The organism is Flavobacterium urocaniciphilum (assembly GCF_900110615.1).
Taxonomy (GTDB): domain Bacteria; phylum Bacteroidota; class Bacteroidia; order Flavobacteriales; family Flavobacteriaceae; genus Flavobacterium; species Flavobacterium urocaniciphilum.
Map to the genome: position 1 here is coordinate 85,688 of NZ_FOEI01000002.1, position 18,005 is coordinate 103,692.

The following is an 18,005-nucleotide window of genomic DNA, read 5'->3' on the forward strand; positions in this document are numbered from 1 at the left end:
TAAATTATTCCCAAACTAATGCTTTCTTCTTGATAACATAGAAGAATCCGATTAGTAATAAGATCATAAAAACACCCATTTTCAATAATCCCTCCATACCCATTTCTTTAAAATTAACGGCCCAAGGATACATGAAAATTACTTCTACATCGAATAATACGAATAGAATGGCTACTAAGAAATATTTTACTGAGAATGGAATACGAGCGTTACCTACTGATTCAATTCCACATTCGAAACTTTTATCTTTGTTTGCAGAAGATCTTTTTGGTCCCAATAAGTTTGAAACTAAAATTGTACCAGCAACAAAGCCAATTGCAAGTAAAACCTGCATTATAATTGGCACAAAATCATGTTGTGAAGTTTGCATTTTTAAGTTAATTTAAATAATAGCTACAAAAATAATTTGTATTAGCGTATTATCAAAATTAAAACCCTATTAAGAAGTGATTTTTATGAAAATGAAGATATTTTATAATGATTCTAAATAAGAAAAAAGTGCATAAAAAAAGCGCTTCTTTATGGGAAGCGCTTAAATGGTGATAAATTAATCGTTTATAACTACAACGTTCGTTGCTACAATTCCTTTTCTACCTTCTTCTTCTTCGTAACTAACACGGTCTCCCTCGTTTAAGTTTTCAACCTTGATTCCTGTTGCGTGAACAAAAATGTCTTTACCAGTATCTTCGTTAGTGATGAAACCAAAACCTTTAGTTTCATTGAAGAATTTAACTTTTCCTGTTTGCATATTATGCGTAATAATTATTAATAATTTTCCAAAGATAGAATTTTAATTGAAACAAACAAGTTTTTTAACGAGAAAAGCGAACTTTTTAGTTCGCTTTTCTCGTTTGATTTGAATTTTAACTAGTTGTTTACTACAACTGAAATATTTAATTCTTCTAATTGTTTGTCGTCAATTGTAGATGGTGCGTCAATCATAACATCTCTACCTGAATTGTTTTTAGGGAACGCAATAAAATCTCTAATCGTTTCTTGTCCGCCTAAAATAGCTACTAATCTATCTAATCCAAAAGCTAAACCTCCGTGTGGTGGCGCTCCGTATTGGAAAGCATTCATTAAGAATCCGAATTGGTTTTCAGCTTCTTCTTTTGAGAAACCTAATAATTCGAACATTCTTGCTTGTAAGTCTTTATCGTGAATACGAATAGAACCTCCACCGATTTCATTTCCGTTTAAAACCATGTCGTAAGCATTTGCTCTAATTTTTCCTGGTTCAGTTCCGATTAAATGTAAATCTTCTGGTTTTGGAGATGTAAATGGATGATGCATTGCATGGTATCTTCCAGATTCTTCGTCCCATTCTAATAAAGGGAAATCTAAAACCCATAAAGGTGCAAATTCATTCGGATTTCTTAATCCTAAACGCGTTGCTAATTCCATACGTAATGCCGACATTTGAGTTCTGGTTTTGTCTGTGTTTCCACATAAAACAAAAATCATATCACCAGGTTTTGCGCCTGTAATTTCAGCCCATTTTTTCAAGTCTTCTTGATCGAAAAATTTATCTACAGATGATTTTAAACTACCGTCTAATTCATATTTACAGTAAATCATTCCTGTTGCTCCAATTTGAGGGCGTTTTACCCAATCAATTAAAGCATCAATTTCTTTTCTTGTGTAAGAAGCGCATCCTGGAGCAGCGATTCCAACAACAAATTCTGCAGCATTAAATACTGGGAAATCTTTATGTTTTGTTACTTCATTTAACTCACCAAATTCCATTCCGAAACGAATATCTGGTTTGTCATTTCCATATGTTTTCATAGCATATTCATAGGTAATTCTTGGGAATTTGTCTACTTCAATACCTTTAACTTCTTTTAATAAATGACGGGTTAATCCTTCAAATTGATTTAAAATATCTTCTTGTTCAACGAAAGCCATTTCGCAGTCAATTTGTGTAAATTCTGGTTGTCTATCAGCACGTAAATCTTCGTCACGGAAACACTTTACAATTTGAAAGTATTTATCCATTCCACCAACCATTAACAATTGTTTGAACGTTTGAGGTGATTGCGGTAAAGCATAAAACTGACCTTCGTTCATTCTACTTGGAACGATAAAATCGCGTGCTCCTTCTGGAGTAGATTTAATTAAATAAGGTGTTTCAACTTCGCAAAATCCTTGGTTAGATAAATAATTTCTAACTTCCATAGCTACTTTATGACGGAATAATAAACTGTTTTTTACAGGATTTCTTCTGATGTCTAAATAGCGATATTTCATTCTGATATCTTCTCCACCGTCTGTTTCATCTTCAATAGTGAATGGAGGTAATTGTGCTTCATTTAAAATAGTTAATTCTGAAACTAGAATTTCTATTTCTCCTGTAGCCATATTTGGATTTTTAGACTCACGTTCAATTACAGTTCCTTTTACTTGAATAACAAATTCTCTTCCTAAAGATTTTGCTTTTTCAAAAATGGTTTTATCTGTTCTGTTTTCGTCTAAAATTAATTGTGTAATTCCGTATCTGTCGCGTAGATCAATCCAAATCATAAATCCTTTATCGCGTGATTTTTGTACCCAACCCGCTAAAGTAACTTCCTGATTAATATGTGAGGCATTTAACTCGCCACAAGTATAACTTCTAAACATTTGTTTTATTTTTTTGTTTTAAACAGTTCGACCTTCGGTCTCGAGTGCAAAAGTATAATAATTTTAAATTTTATGCAGTCTAAAGAATAATAATCTTAACAAATTTTTAGGGGATAATATTTTTAAATCATTTATATTTACCTTTTTATTTTTTTAAAATTTATAAAATGACACACAACAAAACATTTTTATTTGCAGCTGTTGCAGGGCTATTTTCGTTAACGGCTTCGGCACAAGTTAAATTTTCTGCAAAAATTACTAATAAACCTACAGATACTATTTATGTAAAGTCAAGAGGTTTTAGTCAAATGATTGTAGCTGATAAAAAAGGAAATTTCAACAGTACTTTTGAAGCAAAAGACGGAATGTATAAATTGGAAGTAGATGAGCAATATGCAGATTTGTACTTAACGAGTAAATCAGATCTTCAAGTTGCTGTAGATTATAAAGATTTTGACAAAACAATTGCATTTAAAGGGAATGGTGCTAATGAAAATAACTTTTTAGCTAAAAGAACTTTATCTGATGAAGATGCTCAAATTGAAGAGTTGATGAAAGTTTCTACTGAAGAAGAATTAAATGCTGGAGTTAAAAAATTTAAAGATGGAATATTCAATTCTATGCCTGCTAATTTAGATGCAACTTTTGCAGCTAGGTTTAAAGAAACTACTGAGAAAGAATTATTTGGATTAACTCAATATTTAAAAGGAAGTTTAGAAGTAAAAAAATTAAACGGTTCTGCTTCTCCAACATTTAAATATGAAAACCATAAAGGTGGATTTACTTCTTTAGAAGATTTAAAAGGGAAATTTGTTTATGTTGATGTTTGGGCAACTTGGTGTGGACCTTGTCGTCAAGAAATTCCTTTTTTACAAAAAACAGAACAAGCTTATCATGGGAAAAACATCGAGTTTGTAAGTATTTCAATTGATGAGCAAATCAATAGAGAAAAATGGAATAAGTTTGTAACAGATAAAAATTTAGGTGGAATCCAATTATTAGCAGATAAAGATTGGAAATCTGATTTTGTTCAAGGATATAAAATTAACGGTATTCCAAGATTTATTTTAATCGGACCTGATGGAAAAATTGTTAATGCAGATGCACCTAGACCATCTTCACCAGAATTAGTAACTTTATTAGATACGGTTTTAAAGTAGAAATTGTTAGAATTAATAATTTGTTTTAAAAACAACAGATTGTTAAATTAAACAAATTTTGTTAAAAAAGTTAGTGAAATTTTATTAATTTTGCGCTTTCAAATTAAAATAAATAAAAAATGAGAGTAGCCGTAGTAGGAGCCACTGGTATGGTGGGTGAAGTAATGCTACAAGTGTTAGCAGAAAGAAATTTTCCAGTAACTGAATTAATTCCTGTAGCTTCAGAGAAATCAGTTGGTAAAGAAATTGAATACAAAGGAAAAACTTATAAGGTAGTTGGTTTACAAACGGCAGTTGATATGAAAGCAGATATCGCTTTATTTTCTGCTGGAGGAGAAACTTCAAAAGAATGGGCACCTAAATTTGCTGCAGCTGGAACAACAGTAATTGATAATTCTTCAGCATGGAGAATGGATGAAACTAAGAAATTAATCGTTCCAGAAATTAATGCTTCAGAATTAACAAAAGAAGATAAAATTATCGCTAATCCAAACTGTTCAACTATTCAAATGGTTATGGCTTTAGCTCCATTGCATAAAAAATACGATATTAAAAGAATAGTTGTTTCTACTTACCAATCAATTACTGGTACGGGTGTAAAAGCAGTGAGACAATTAGAAAATGAATATGCTGGTGCTTCTGGTGAAATGGCTTATAAATACCAAATTCACAGAAATGCAATTCCTCAATGTGATGTTTTTGAAGAGAACGATTACACGAAAGAAGAAATGAAATTAGTTCGTGAAACTCAAAAAATTCTTGGAGATAAAACAATCGCTGTTACAGCTACTGCAGTTAGAATTCCAGTTGTTGGTGGACACAGTGAAGCGGTAAATGTTGAGTTCGAAAATGATTTTGAAGTAAGCGAAGTTCGTTCTATTTTAAGTCAAACTCCTGGAGTTACAGTACAAGATAATGTGGATACATTTACATTCCCAATGCCTTTTTATTCTCAAGGTAAAGACGATGTATTTGTAGGTAGAATTCGTAGAGATGGAAGTCAACCAAATTCATTAAACATGTGGATTGTTGCTGATAATTTACGTAAAGGTGCTGCTACAAACACGATTCAAATTGCAGAGTATTTAGTGGCGAATAATTTGGTTTAAATTCAAAACAAATAATATTAAAAGAGCTTTTTTAAAGCTCTTTTTTTATGGTTTTTTTTAACATTTTTTCGAAAATAAAACAGTATTTTCGCATCATGAAGGTTTCAAAAATTCAACTAAAAATAAATGTCGTAATGGCTTTGGCAATATTATTTGCTATTTGCTATCAGTCGTTGCATATTTTTATGGATAATGAACATCATCATTTACATGAAGAAGTTGTTTTTAAACATTCTTCTAAAACTCAAGTTTCAGTAGATAACCATGAAGATTGTCCGATTTGTGATTTCGAATTCGCGGCCTTTTTATCGGAAGATATCTATGTGTTAAATCTATTCGTACCACAACCTAAATTTCATTTTTCTGACGCTTACGAGTCTATCGTAAAAGAAAAAGAATTTTTATTTTACTCGCATCGAGGTCCACCTGTAGTTTAAATTTTAGTATTTCTGATTTGTCTTTCTTAACATATTGAAGTGACTATCAGAAACCCATTTTAATCGGCAATCGAATATTTCTAATGTTTGTTGGAATATCTCGAAAACGATTTAATTCTATTCAATTTAAACTTTTACTTACACAATGAAAAAATATATTTTTCTCATCATATTGATGGGATTTACAGCTATGGGATTGGCTCAGAATTCAATTTCTGGAGTGATTAAAAACGAAAACAATGAAGTACTTTCAAATGTTGAAGTACTTGTTTCAGATGCTGCCATTCAAACTAAATCAAATGAAAATGGGTTGTTTGAACTTAAAAATTTACCAATTGGGAAAATTACCTTAATCTTTAAAAAAGAAAATTTTGAAATTAAATCCGAAGAAATTGCAATCGGTAAACAAGAGCAAAAAATAATGGTAGTGGTTTTAGAGGAAGAAGCACATCATATTGATGAAATATTGGTGTCATCTATCTTTAATAAAACACAAAATGAAAATGTAGTTAAAATTGACCACATCAATTTGAAAAACATTCAAAATGAAGGAGCTATAAATCTTTCAGACGCTATTGCAACTAATCCAGGTGTAAATGTAGTTTCAACTGGTGTTTCAATTGGAAAACCTGTTATTCGAGGTTTAAGTGGGAATCGAGTGTTAACGTATACACAAGGAATCCGTTTGGAAAATCAACAATTTGGAGAAGAACATGGTTTAGGTTTAAATGCCAACGGACAAGAAAGTGTAGAAATAATAAAAGGTCCAGCGTCTTTATTATACGGTTCGGATGCTATGGGCGGCGTTTTGTTTTTCAATCCTGAAAAATATGCAGCTAATAATCAAACGGAATTTTCTGTAAATCAAGTAGTAAATAGTAATACGCAAGGTTCAAATAGTTCAGTAACTTTAAAGACTTCAGAAGATAAATTTAAGTTTTTAGTCCAAAATAATTACACCACTCACGCCGATTATCAAACGCCAAATGGTGAAACAGTTGTGAATACACGTTTTATCGAAAAAGATTTTAAAGTCGGAACATCTTATGCAACGTCTCGTTATGTAGCCGATTTTCGATACAATTATAACGATTTGAATTTAGGTTTGCCAGAAGAAGACATTGAAGATGCTCGATTTAGAACACCTTTATATCCGAGTCAGAAAATTGAAAATCATTTACTAAGTTTTAATCAGAAAGTGTTTTTCAAAAATTCTAAATTAGAAGCAACGGCTGGTTATGTTTTTAATAATCGAAAAGAATTAGAAGCAGCAGACGAAGTGGCTTTGTTTATGAAATTAAAAACGTTCAACTATAATGTGAGATATTATTTGCCTGATTTTGGGAAGTTCGAAACAATCATTGGTTTTCAAGGAATGAATCAGGAAAATAGAAATTTCGGAGAAGAACGATTGATTCCAAATGCGAAAATTTCAGATATTGGTTTCTTCGGAACTTCACAATATAAAATGGAGAAAAGTTTGTTGCAATTTGGTGTGCGATACGATTTCAGAATCGTTAATATTCATGAATTTGGTGAAATCGGTACAGAAGGATCTTTTCAAAAATTAGATAAAAATTTCGAGAGTATTAATGCTTCTGTCGGATTCAAAACGGAAATAACAGAGAAAATTACATCTCGAATTAACATTGCTACAGGTTTCAGAGCGCCAAACTTATCAGAATTGTCATCCAACGGTGTGCATGAAGGAAGTAATCGTTACGAAATTGGGAATCCAAATTTAAAAAATGAGCAGAATTTTCAAGTCGATTTGAATGTCGATTATAATGCCGAACATTTCGATTTTTTTGCGAATGGATTTTATAACAGCATTAATAATTATATTTTTATTGCACCAAACGGCAACACCATTGATGATAATTTTGTGTACGACTATTTGCAAAATAATGCTGCTTTATTTGGAGGAGAAACGGGTATTCACTTGCATTTACATGAAATCGATTGGTTGCACATGACTAGCAGTTACGAAATGGTTATTGGTAAATTAGATAACAAGATGAATTTACCTTTAATTCCAGCCAATCAATGGAAAAACAATTTTAGAGCAAATTTTAACGTTTCGAAAAATATAAAAAACAGCTTTGTTTTCTTGCAAGCCAATTACACGTTCAACCAAAATAATGTGAGCGAATTCGAAACAAAAACAGGTAATTATTTATTGCTTTCTTCAGGAATTGGAACGGATATCGAATTGAAAAAATCAAATTTCAATGTGTATCTAACGGCTACAAATCTTTTAAACAAAGAATACATTGCTCATTTATCTCGTTTAAAAGCAGACGGAATTTATAATATGGGAAGAAATATAGTTTTAGGTGTAAACTTTAAATTATAGCCGTTATATTTGTAAAACAACAAAAACTACTAAATATGAGAAGAACAATTCTTTTTGCAACTTTAATTAGTTCAATATCAATTATGGCTCAGAATAAAATTAAGTATCCTGTAACCAAAAAAATAGATCATAAAGATGTGTATTTTGGTACTGAGATTAATGATGTATATCGTTGGTTAGAAGACGATAGAAGTAAGGAGACTGAAAATTGGGTGAAAGCTCAAAATGTGGTGACTTATAAATATTTAGACCAAATTCCATTCAGAAAACAAATTAAAGAAAGAATGGAAAAATTGTGGAATTACGAAAAAATTTCTGCACCATTTGTAGAAGGGAAATACACGTATTTTTATAAAAATAACGGATTGCAAAATCAATCGGTTTTATATCGAAAAGATGTGTCTGGAAAAGAAGAAATATTTTTAGATCCAAATACATTTTCAAAAGACGGAACTACTTCTTTAGCAGGAATAAATTTTACTCAAGATGGAAGTTTAGTGGCATATCAAATTTCGGAAGCAGGTTCGGATTGGAGAAAGGTTATTGTTTTAAATGCTGTTACTAAAGAAAAAATAGGTGAAACATTAGTAGATGTAAAATTCAGTGGAATTTCTTGGTTCAAAAATGAAGGGTTTTATTATTCAAGTTATGATAAACCATTAGGTAGTGAATTATCTGCTAAAACAGATCAACATAAATTATATTATCACAAATTAGGTACGAAGCAAACAGAAGATAAAGTTGTTTTTGGTGGCGATAAAAAAAGAAGATATGTTGGCGGTCAAGTTACAGAAGACAATAGGTATTTAGTTATTACGGCTGCGAATGCAACAAGTTCTAATGAATTATATGTGGTTGATTTATCTAATGAAAAATTTGAAATCAAAACGATTGTTGACTCTATGGATTTCGATTATGATTTTATAGATAATAAAGGAAGCATGTTGTATTTTGTTACTAATAATAATGCGCCTAATAAAAAATTAATCATTATTGATGCTAATAATTCAGAAGCATCCAATTGGATAAAAGTTATTCCAGAAACTGAAAATGTTTTATCGGTAACAACTGGTGGTGGATATATTTTTGCTAATTACATGAAAGATGCCATTTCTGTTGTAAAACAATACGATTATGAAGGTTCGTTAATTAGTGAAGTAAATTTACCAGGTATTGGAACAGCATCTGGTTTTGGTGGGAAGAAAGAAGAGAAAATAGTGTACTACACGTTTATGAATTATATTACTCCTAGTTCTATTTATACATTTGATGTGAAAACAGGTAAATCTGCGTTATATCAAAAACCAAAAGTTGATTTTAAATCGGAAGATTATGAGTCAAAACAAGTGTTTTATACTTCTAAAGATGGGACACAAGTTCCTATGATTATTACGTATAAAAAAGGAACAAAATTAAACGGGAAAAACCCAACTATTTTATATGGTTATGGCGGTTTTAATGTAAGCTTAACGCCTTCATTTAGTATTGCTAATGCAGTATGGTTAGAAAATGGAGGAATTTACGCTGTTGCGAATTTACGTGGTGGAGGTGAATATGGAAAAGAATGGCACAATGGTGGAATTCAAATGAAGAAACAGAATGTTTTTGATGATTTTATTGCTGCTGCAGAATTCTTAATTGCTCAAAAATATACTTCTTCTAAATTTTTAGCTATTAAGGGAGGTTCAAATGGAGGTTTACTAGTTGGAGCAACTATGTTACAACGTCCAGATTTATTTAAAGTTGCTTTACCAGCGGTTGGAGTTTTAGATATGTTGCGTTATCATACTTTTACAGCCGGAGCTGGTTGGGCTTATGATTATGGAACTTCGGAGCAAAGCAAAGAAATGTTCAATTATATTAAAGGATATTCGCCTGTTCACAATGTGAAAGAAGAATCATATCCTGCAACATTAGTTACCACAGGAGATCATGATGATAGAGTAGTACCAGCACATAGTTTTAAATTTGCTGCTGAATTACAAGACAAGCAAAAAGGTACAAATCCGGTATTAATTCGTATTGATGTTAATGCAGGTCATGGTGCTGGAAAATCTACTGATGCAATTATTAATGAACAAGTAGATATGCAAGCCTTTACATTATTCAATATGGGAATTAAAATGTTTGTGAAATAAAATAAAAAAGGCTGCCATTTGGCAGCCTTTTTTATTTAAAAATTATCTCCGTCTAGTAATCTACCTACACCACCTAATAAACTTCCTTCTTCTTTACCACCACCATTTTGTGGAGCGTTGGCTAGGATTCTACCGGCAAGTCGGCTAAAAGGTAACGATTGAATATATACTGTTCCAGGTCCGCGTAAAGTTGCATAAAACATTCCTTCTCCACCAAATATGGTGTTTTTTACACCACCTACAAATTCGATGTCGAAATCTACATCTTGAGTATAACCTACTACACAACCGGTGTCAATTCGCATAACTTCACCTGGTGCTAATACTTTTTTAGCTAAAGTTCCACCCGAATGAACGAACGCCATTCCGTCACCTTCAATTTTTTGCATGATGAAACCTTCACCTCCAAATAAGGCACGTCCGATTTTTTTAGAAAATTCAATTCCAACGGAAACACCTTTGGCTGCACATAAAAAGGCATCTTTCTGACAAATAAATTTTCCGTTATATTCTCTTAAATCAATTGGAATTATTTTCCCTGGATAAGGAGATGCGAATGAAACTTTCTTTTTACCTACTCCTTGATTTTGAAAAGCGGTCATAAATAAACTTTCACCTGTTAAAACTCTTTTTCCAGCTGAAAGTAATTTTCCCATGAAACCTGTTTGTTGTGTGCTTCCATCTCCAAAAATGGTTTCCATTTTAATGCCATCTTCCATCATCATGAAACCGCCAGCTTCGGCAACTACTACTTCTTGTGGATCTAATTCAATTTCCACATATTGCATTTCTTCACCATAAATATGGTAATCTATTTCGTGTGCTATCATTTTTTTACATTTTTTGATTTGCTAATAAGTAGAATAAATTTAAAAAATGTTACTCTTATAAATAAAAAAGTCAAGAATAAATTTACTCTTGACCTTTCATAAATATAAAAAAAAATTACTTTAAGAATTCGGATAGTTTTATTGTTTTACCACAATGTTCAGATTCTATTTTGAAAATAACATCTCCTTTTTTTCCTTCATTTGCCCAACGAACTTCTTTGCCAATATTACAACCAATACTCGTTTTGGAACCTTTGTTTAAACTAACAAATCCAGTTCCAGTATGAATACTCACTTTGTCTTTTGTGTCGTTAATTAACGAAAAACTACTTTCAATTGATTTGGAATTAAGGTAAACATTTGACTCTTTAATATTCACAATATTTAATCCAATTATAGAACAGTAAATGCTAAGTAAAATGATTTTCATAATCTTAAATTTTATTTTTTGATAATTTTATGGTTGGAAATTACTCCATTTTCTAATTCTAAAGATAGAAAATAAATACCTGTGTTTAATTCTTGAATTTGTAAAACAGTATTTTGAGTTTCTAAAACCTGCTTTCCATCTAATGAAAATAATTTTATCGATTTAATATTTTCATCAACCATAATGTTTAATTGGTCTGAAGTTGGATTTGGATAAATTGAAACTACAGCAGTATTATTAAAATCTTCAGAATTTAAAACAGAATAATATTCAAATACTCCTAAATCAACTATTGAGTTATTAATTCGCGTATTTCCTCCTAAATCATAAACAATAGTACCTGGAATATATGCGTTATCTCCTGTGTCAATTGCTGGTGAACCTACTTGCAACGTATAATCTGTATTCAATAACGGATCTATATTTTGTCCTCCAATTTGTGCACCTTGACAAATATTTGTACTGTTAATTACTGGACCACCCGTTCCTGTTATATTTAAAGGAGTTACAGAACCATTACCATAAATAATCGAATTTCTAAAGTAATTATTACTTCCATTATCAGTTCGAATTACATTTCCGTTTACTCCCGTATTATTGCTAAAAGTACAATTTGTTATTTGTGTATTAATTCCTAAAGCTGTACCGCCACTTGCAGTACTAGCGCTCAAATATAAACATGAAGGTCCAGTTCCGCTTACATTATTATGAAATAAAGTGTTTGTAAGTTTAGCAGTTCCATACCAACTGTATCCACTGGCACCATTGATTAAAATTTGTGCATTAGTTCCAGAATAGTTGTTTCTTACTACACAATTTTCAATATTTACATTGAAACTTAAATTAGAAATTCCATTGGCAAAATAGTTTGCAAATACACCTGTGTCAGATCCAGAATTTTTCTCGAAAATACAATTTTGAACTTTAATAGATGGTGCATCAAACGGCGTATAAGGGAATAAATAAATTGCTCCACCACGTGTATGATAATATTGTGCAGAAGTAGTTCCAGAAGTTAATGTTGGTCCGTTTGCATTTCCATTACTAATTGTAAAACCATCTAAATAAGCATCTCTAATATTTCCTAATAATGAAATTACATGGTAAGCATTATCTTGTCTGGTAGTTTCTGTTGCAGTAATTGTCGAGTTGTCATTTCCAGAGATATCACCACTTAATCTTGTAATATTTAGAGTTGTGTTTCTTTGAGCTCTAGTGGTTTCAGTTCCATTAAATCCACCGTATATTTTTAAATTCGATTTTAAGGTAAATGTTGAGGTTCTTGCTGTACCATTTGGTTTGTAAGTTCCAGCTGCAACCCATATTTCATTAGTAGAAGCTACTGTTGCATTGATGGCAGTTTGTAAATTGGTATAAGCATTTGCCCAAGAAGTACCATCATTATTTCCTGATGCAGCACTGTTAACAAAAACTGGGGTTAATAGCTTATCTTCAGCAAATAATTGTTCAATTTCTGCTGGTTGTAAGCAGATTTCGTAATATCTAATTTGGTCTAAACCATCTTGATAATCTAAATTTGTTCCATCAGGACTTTTTCCAATCACTAATTGTTTTGTTGGAGTTATCGCTCTTACACTGTAGGGATCAGTTGTTGGTCCAGAAGCATAATCAGTTTCAGCATCAGTTCCAGTTAATACATTGTCCACATACATTTTATAAGTATAGGTTAAAGTATATTGAATTAATCCACCAGCCATCATTCCAGAACTTGTAGAATTTACGGTACAAACTACGTGATGCCATTGTCCGTCATTAATAGGAGCGCTTATTACTTGTCTTACTCCGCTATTATTTCCATTGGTTCCGAAATTCCAACTAATTTGTCCATTAAAGTATATTTTACCATCTTTCAATGAAACACTATATCCGGCTGGATTTGAAGCAGTATTATGTTGGTCAAAAATGTATCTTTTCGGACTTTCGTTTGTAGTTGTTTTAACCCAAAAACTAATAGAATAATTATTAACAGATGATGCGTTTGTACCACCAGCTAAAAATGAATCGCCGTTTAAAACAATTGCTTTATTAGATTCATTATTTCTGTCTGTTGTTATAGTTCTTGAACTTCCAGTTGGAACTAATGTTGGTGTACCAGCAAATAAAGTTGTGTTAGTATCACTAGAAATTGATCCGTTAGTAAATTTGTAATCCTTTATTAATCCGTTTGTTGGAATTTGTGCGAAACTCAAAAAAGAGGCACATAAAGCGAAAAGTGAAAGTAATTGTTGTCTCATAATAGTATAGTTTATTTGAGACAAATTTCTTGGGTATTCTATATATAATTTTTAGTTTTTTTCTGAATTGTACGATTTTCTTTCTAAAACGTAACTTTAAAAAATGTCGTTAATTAAAATTAAAAATTCATCTTTCTTTTCTTTCGCTAACGGAATACTTTTATTGTTTTCCATTACCAAGTAAAAACCATCTTTTTTAGACAATTCTTTCAAATATTTAAGATTAATTAAATAGGAGCGATGCGGTTTGTAAAACACCGATTTTGTTTCCAATTGTTGTGCAAAATGTTTTAAGGGTTTGCAAATTAATTGTGGTTCTTTTCCTTTCAAATAAACAGTAGTATACATGCCATCAGCTTCAAAATAAAGTATGTCGTCGTGGGAAGTAAACAATATTCCTTTCGGAATTTCTAAAGCAATTTTGTTTAAAGCCAATTGCTGAAAAACTCGTTTTAAATCTTCAATTTGTGTTGAAACTTCTTTCGATTCTATGGCTTGTTTTGCTTTTGCTACAGCTTGAATAAATTCTTGCTTATCCAATGGTTTTAAAAGATAATCAACAGCCGATAATTTAAAAGCTTGAATGGCATATTCGTTATAAGCAGTTATAAAAATAAGCTGAAAATTAACTTCTTCTGGTTGTAAAAATTCTAAAATTTGTAATCCAGAATATTTTGGCATTTCAATATCTAAAAACACAACGTCTGGCGCTTCCGATTTTATTAAAGCAACACCAGATTCTAAATCTTCAGCTTCTAAAATACAATCGAAATCTTTACAATTTTCAATTAAATACGTTTGTATAACTTTTCTACTTTTATTTTCGTCGTCAATAATTATCGCTTTCATATTTCTATCGGTATTAATAAAGTTACACAAGTACCTTTTACTTCTTTGTTTTCTATAATTTCTTCAGTATGAACTTCTATTTTATTTTTTCGGTTTTGATTTAAAAGTTGAATTCTTTTCTGATTAGCCGAAGTTGCAAACGATTGATGACTCGGATTTCTCAGTTGTTTTATTTTCATTGCTTCCGTAATACCAATGCCGTTATCTTCAATTTTTATCACTAATATTTTATTTTCAATTTTAAATTGAATGTTCAGTTTTCGATCTGTTTTTTTATGTAGTAAACCATGTTTTAGTGCGTTTTCAACATAAGGTTGAATAAATAATGAAGGCAAATAAATTACTTGATTTTCAATTTCTTTTGAACAGTCAATTTCATATTCAAGTTTATCTTCAAAACGGATTTTTTCTAAATCTAAATATATTTTTAAGGCTTTTATTTCTTCAGAAAGTAACACTTCTTGTTCTCGACTGTGTTCTAAATAAATTCGAATTAATCTCGAGAATTTTACTAAATATTCACTGGCAACTTCTTTTTCATTACTAATAATAAATTCTTGAATAGAGTTTAACGCATTGAAAATGAAATGTGGATTCATTTGCGAACGAAGATTTTCTAATTGCGAATAAATCAATTCTTGTTTGGCATACGCCGCTTCTAATTCTTTTTGTTTGAAATTTTCTGCTTTTTTAATTCGGTATCTGAAATAGAAATACGTTAATAATCCTAATGTTAAAAGGCATAAAATGATAAACCAAGTTCTTTTCCAAAAAGGCGGTTGAATTTCAAATTCAAATTTTACAATTTCTGAATATTGATTGTTTTCGTCTTTTAATCGAAGTTCGAAAACATATTTTCCATCATTTAATTGATTGAAATACAATTTTCTTACGCCTTTTTCTAATGCAATCCAATCGTTAGAATTTCCTTTTAATCGATACTCAAAATTTACAAACGATTCATGTTGAAATCCAGTTGTGTTAAATTCTATTTTAAAAGAATTTTCTTCTGAAGAAAATACATTTTTAGTAAAAGCTATTTTCGAATTATTACAATATATGTTCTGAATATATACGTTTGGAGTATTAATTTTTTTAAATACTTTTTGGGTGTCAATTACATACAAGCCTTTGTTAGAAAGTAAAAATAATTTAGTGCCAATTATTTCTAAATCGGTGTAATCATATGTTTCTAAACCGTCATTTTTCAATATGTTTTTAAAACTTTTTGTAGTTTCATTATACAATTGCAAACCTTTGTCGGTAGCAATCCAAAGTAAATTTTTGTCCGATTTTAATTTGGTAACATAATTGGAAAGTAATCCGTTAGTTGTATTAATGTGTTGGATTACTTTTTGTTGATCAATTTCAAAAATACCATTTTCGAAAGTCGAAAGCCATAAGTTATGTTGCGTATTTTCTAAATCAGTTGCAAAAATTGATTTCGAATTGTTTTTAATTGGTTTGGTGTTGTTCAACATCAATTCGTCTACAAATCCAATATAAGTATTGTTGTTTTTTGAAGCACAAGTATAAGATCTTTTTGCTCGAATTGTAGAGGTGTTTACTTGTATTTTATCTTTTGAAAAAGTAATTTTTGTATTCGTTTTATTATTCGATTGTATGGTGTTCAAAATTGGAATTTGAACAGTAACAGAAGTGTTGTAAACACATTTTATGATTGTATTTTCATTAAGCCAACATAAATCTTTTGCAAAACCAAGTTCTGGAACGGTATAGCAAATTCCGTTATTTAAATTTAAAATAAAACCATTTTCTTCTGAACTGATTAGTAAGCAATTCGACTTTTCATGCAAAAGCAATTTGGTTACTTTTTTAGTAATTGGTAATGTGTAAAGAGTTGATTTATTTGTTGAAATATTTTGAATTCCGATTGTGCCATTATTGCAGCCGAATGCTAAATGGGTTGCATTTAGTTTTGCTAAACAGGTAATATTGTTGGGTAAATCATTTAGTTTTTGAATGTGTAAATTCGGAATTACAAATAACCCTTTTTGCGTAGAACTCATCCAAATATTTTCGTTCTTATCAATAATGATTTTTGAAAAGAAATACTCTTTTAAATACGTGTCTTTGTAAATTAATTGGTTGTTTTTTTCTTCACAAACGATAACGCCTTTGTACGTAGCAAACCAAAACTGATTTTTATGAAGAATACATCTTACAATAGTGCTTTTTTCTAGTTGTTCTGGAAGTTTAAGAGATGTGTTTTTTGATCCGTTTAGTTTAAAAATTTCATTTTTATCACTTATAACAATTACGAATTTATCTTTTTCATTTCCAAACGTTTGATAGAATTTGATTTTGTCCGATTTGCTTAACGAAAATCCAGTTGTAGTTGAATTGTTTTGAAGTTTTCGAATTTGACCACCATGAGTAAAATAAAATTCATTATTAAATACAAATGGATTTCCAAACATTTTAGATTCTAATGTTGAATCTGGATAAAGAGTTGTTTTTTTAGTAGTAATATCAACAGAAATCACTCCTTTTTCTGTTAAAGCTAAAAGCTTGTTATCGAAAATTAAAAATTCAGAAAGTTGTCCGTGAATGTATTGGTTTAAATCAATAAATAAATTTAATTGATTGTTTTTTACATAAAAAAATTGTCCTGAAATATTATTGCACCAAATGGTACCTTTTGCATCTTCTTGTAATCCAAAAACCGATAAGCCTCGTTTGGTTTGATTAGTTAATAATTGAAACGTTTTTCCGTCATAACGATACAAGCCTTTGTTGGCTCCAATCCAAACATATCCTTTTTGGTCTTCAATGATGTCGTAAATTTCAGAATCGGGAAGTCCGTCAAACTCAGAAATTTGAGTAATTACTGGTGTTTGAGCAAAAATGAAAGGTGCCCAAATTAGAAGAATAATATATAATGCCTTTAATCTCATTGTTTATGTAAGGCAAAGTACAACATTTTCTAGAAAATAAATTAGAGTTTATTTCTGAATAGGGTAAGTTCTTTTCTAAAACGATTAAAGCGTAAATCTACGGATTATGAAATTAAACATTCTGTAGCCTAAACGACGTCTTAAAATTTTCATCAAATTAGCATCGAAACCAATGGTATATCTTCTAAAGCTTTTATTTGGGTTTTCTGCAATTGAGAATAATTTTTCTACAATTTGTTGAGGTAAATCGGCATTTTTACCTGATTTATTTTCTAATAAAGTAGAGATTTTATCCATCAATTTATTGTACGAACAAATTTCTGTACCACCACATTTTGTTACGTTTGATTGAAATGAAGTTGGTGCATTTCCAAATTGAACGGTAGAAACACTAATGTTGAAATCAATTAATTCATACGCCATACATTCTGAAAAGCTTTCAACGGCTTGTTTTGTGGAATGATAAAAATTTCCTAAAGGTAAATTTACTAATCCAGCAACAGAAGTAATATTAATAAATTGTCCGAAATTTTGTTGTCTGAAAACAGGAATAAAAGCACGGCACATTTTTACCACACCTAACCAATTTACTTTTACGATATCGTCAATTTTTTCATCTTCAGAAAGTTCTACAAAACTTCTATATCCAATTCCTGCATTGTTAATGATAGTGTCAATTTTTGGATGATTTTCTAAAATAATTTTTGAGGCATTGGTGATACTTTCCGAACAAGTAACATCCAATTCATAACAATAAATATTTGGTAGATGTTTAATATCTTTAGTATGATCAAGATGTAAAGAAGTAGCGAGTACATTCCAATTGTTTTTTGCAAAGTATATAGCAGTTTGTTTGCCTATTCCTCCACCAGCGCCGGTTATTAATACAGTCTTCATTTTA

The 18,005-nt window shown here is 30.5% G+C and carries 14 protein-coding genes; 5 read left to right on the forward strand and 9 right to left on the reverse strand.

Going from position 1 to position 18,005, the window contains the following annotated elements; genetic code table 11:
- Window positions 1–4: 4 nt before the first annotated feature.
- The 3 genes from BMY86_RS04585 to aspS form a co-directional block, all read right to left on the reverse strand.
- Window positions 5–370 (reverse strand): NADH-quinone oxidoreductase subunit A, encoded by a 366-nt coding sequence (locus tag BMY86_RS04585; protein ID WP_091465839.1) that lies wholly within the window; start codon window positions 368–370, stop codon window positions 5–7.
- A gap of 177 nt (window positions 371–547) precedes the next feature.
- Complete coding sequence (locus tag BMY86_RS04590) at window positions 548–748, reverse strand: cold-shock protein (protein ID WP_091465841.1); 201 nt, start codon at window positions 746–748, stop codon at window positions 548–550.
- A gap of 119 nt (window positions 749–867) precedes the next feature.
- A complete protein-coding gene (gene aspS, locus BMY86_RS04595) occupies window positions 868–2,622 on the reverse strand; it encodes an aspartate--tRNA ligase (RefSeq protein WP_091465844.1) in 1,755 nt (584 codons plus the stop codon).
- A 167-nt stretch (window positions 2,623–2,789) separates the two neighbouring features.
- On the opposite strand from aspS, the gene BMY86_RS04600 reads away from it, so the two are divergent.
- The 5 genes from BMY86_RS04600 to BMY86_RS04620 all read left to right on the forward strand — a co-directional run bounded on the left by BMY86_RS04600 (window position 2,790) and on the right by BMY86_RS04620 (window position 9,822).
- Window positions 2,790–3,782 carry a TlpA family protein disulfide reductase gene (locus BMY86_RS04600; RefSeq protein WP_091465847.1) on the forward strand — a complete coding sequence of 331 codons (993 nt, stop codon included), beginning with the start codon at window positions 2,790–2,792 and terminating at the stop codon, window positions 3,780–3,782.
- Between the two features lie 119 nt (window positions 3,783–3,901).
- Window positions 3,902–4,891 carry an aspartate-semialdehyde dehydrogenase gene (locus BMY86_RS04605; RefSeq protein WP_091465850.1) on the forward strand — a complete coding sequence of 330 codons (990 nt, stop codon included), beginning with the start codon at window positions 3,902–3,904 and terminating at the stop codon, window positions 4,889–4,891.
- Window positions 4,892–4,986: 95 nt separating this feature from the next.
- Complete coding sequence (locus BMY86_RS04610) at window positions 4,987–5,328, forward strand: hypothetical protein (RefSeq protein WP_143065595.1); 342 nt, start codon at window positions 4,987–4,989, stop codon at window positions 5,326–5,328.
- A 145-nt stretch (window positions 5,329–5,473) separates the two neighbouring features.
- Window positions 5,474–7,684 (forward strand): TonB-dependent receptor, encoded by a 2,211-nt coding sequence (locus BMY86_RS04615; protein ID WP_091465856.1) that lies wholly within the window; start codon window positions 5,474–5,476, stop codon window positions 7,682–7,684.
- Between the two features lie 35 nt (window positions 7,685–7,719).
- On the forward strand, window positions 7,720–9,822 hold the full coding sequence (locus BMY86_RS04620) for a prolyl oligopeptidase family serine peptidase (protein WP_091465859.1): 2,103 nt from the start codon (window positions 7,720–7,722) through the stop codon (window positions 9,820–9,822).
- Window positions 9,823–9,857: 35 nt separating this feature from the next.
- Here the strand turns inward: BMY86_RS04620 and BMY86_RS04625 are convergent, their stop codons facing one another.
- The 6 genes from BMY86_RS04625 to BMY86_RS04650 all read right to left on the reverse strand — a co-directional run bounded on the left by BMY86_RS04625 (window position 9,858) and on the right by BMY86_RS04650 (window position 18,001).
- Complete coding sequence (locus BMY86_RS04625; protein WP_091465861.1) at window positions 9,858–10,652, reverse strand: TIGR00266 family protein; 795 nt, start codon at window positions 10,650–10,652, stop codon at window positions 9,858–9,860.
- 115 nt (window positions 10,653–10,767) lie between these two features.
- The gene (locus BMY86_RS04630; protein WP_091465864.1) at window positions 10,768–11,082 is read right to left on the reverse strand and encodes a hypothetical protein; all 315 of its coding nucleotides are present in this window, start codon (window positions 11,080–11,082) and stop codon (window positions 10,768–10,770) included.
- Between the two features lie 11 nt (window positions 11,083–11,093).
- Window positions 11,094–13,337: a LamG-like jellyroll fold domain-containing protein gene (locus tag BMY86_RS04635; protein WP_091465866.1), complete on the reverse strand. Its 2,244-nt coding sequence runs from the start codon at window positions 13,335–13,337 to the stop codon at window positions 11,094–11,096.
- A gap of 96 nt (window positions 13,338–13,433) precedes the next feature.
- On the reverse strand, window positions 13,434–14,186 hold the full coding sequence (locus BMY86_RS04640; RefSeq protein ID WP_091465869.1) for a LytR/AlgR family response regulator transcription factor: 753 nt from the start codon (window positions 14,184–14,186) through the stop codon (window positions 13,434–13,436).
- The gene (locus BMY86_RS04645) at window positions 14,183–17,104 is read right to left on the reverse strand and encodes a sensor histidine kinase (protein ID WP_091465872.1); all 2,922 of its coding nucleotides are present in this window, start codon (window positions 17,102–17,104) and stop codon (window positions 14,183–14,185) included. Before BMY86_RS04645 ends, BMY86_RS04640 begins: the two co-directional genes overlap by 4 nt.
- An 84-nt stretch (window positions 17,105–17,188) precedes the next feature.
- Window positions 17,189–18,001, reverse strand: a complete 813-nt coding sequence (locus BMY86_RS04650; protein ID WP_091465874.1) for an SDR family NAD(P)-dependent oxidoreductase — start codon at window positions 17,999–18,001, stop codon at window positions 17,189–17,191.
- Window positions 18,002–18,005: the final 4 nt, after the last annotated feature.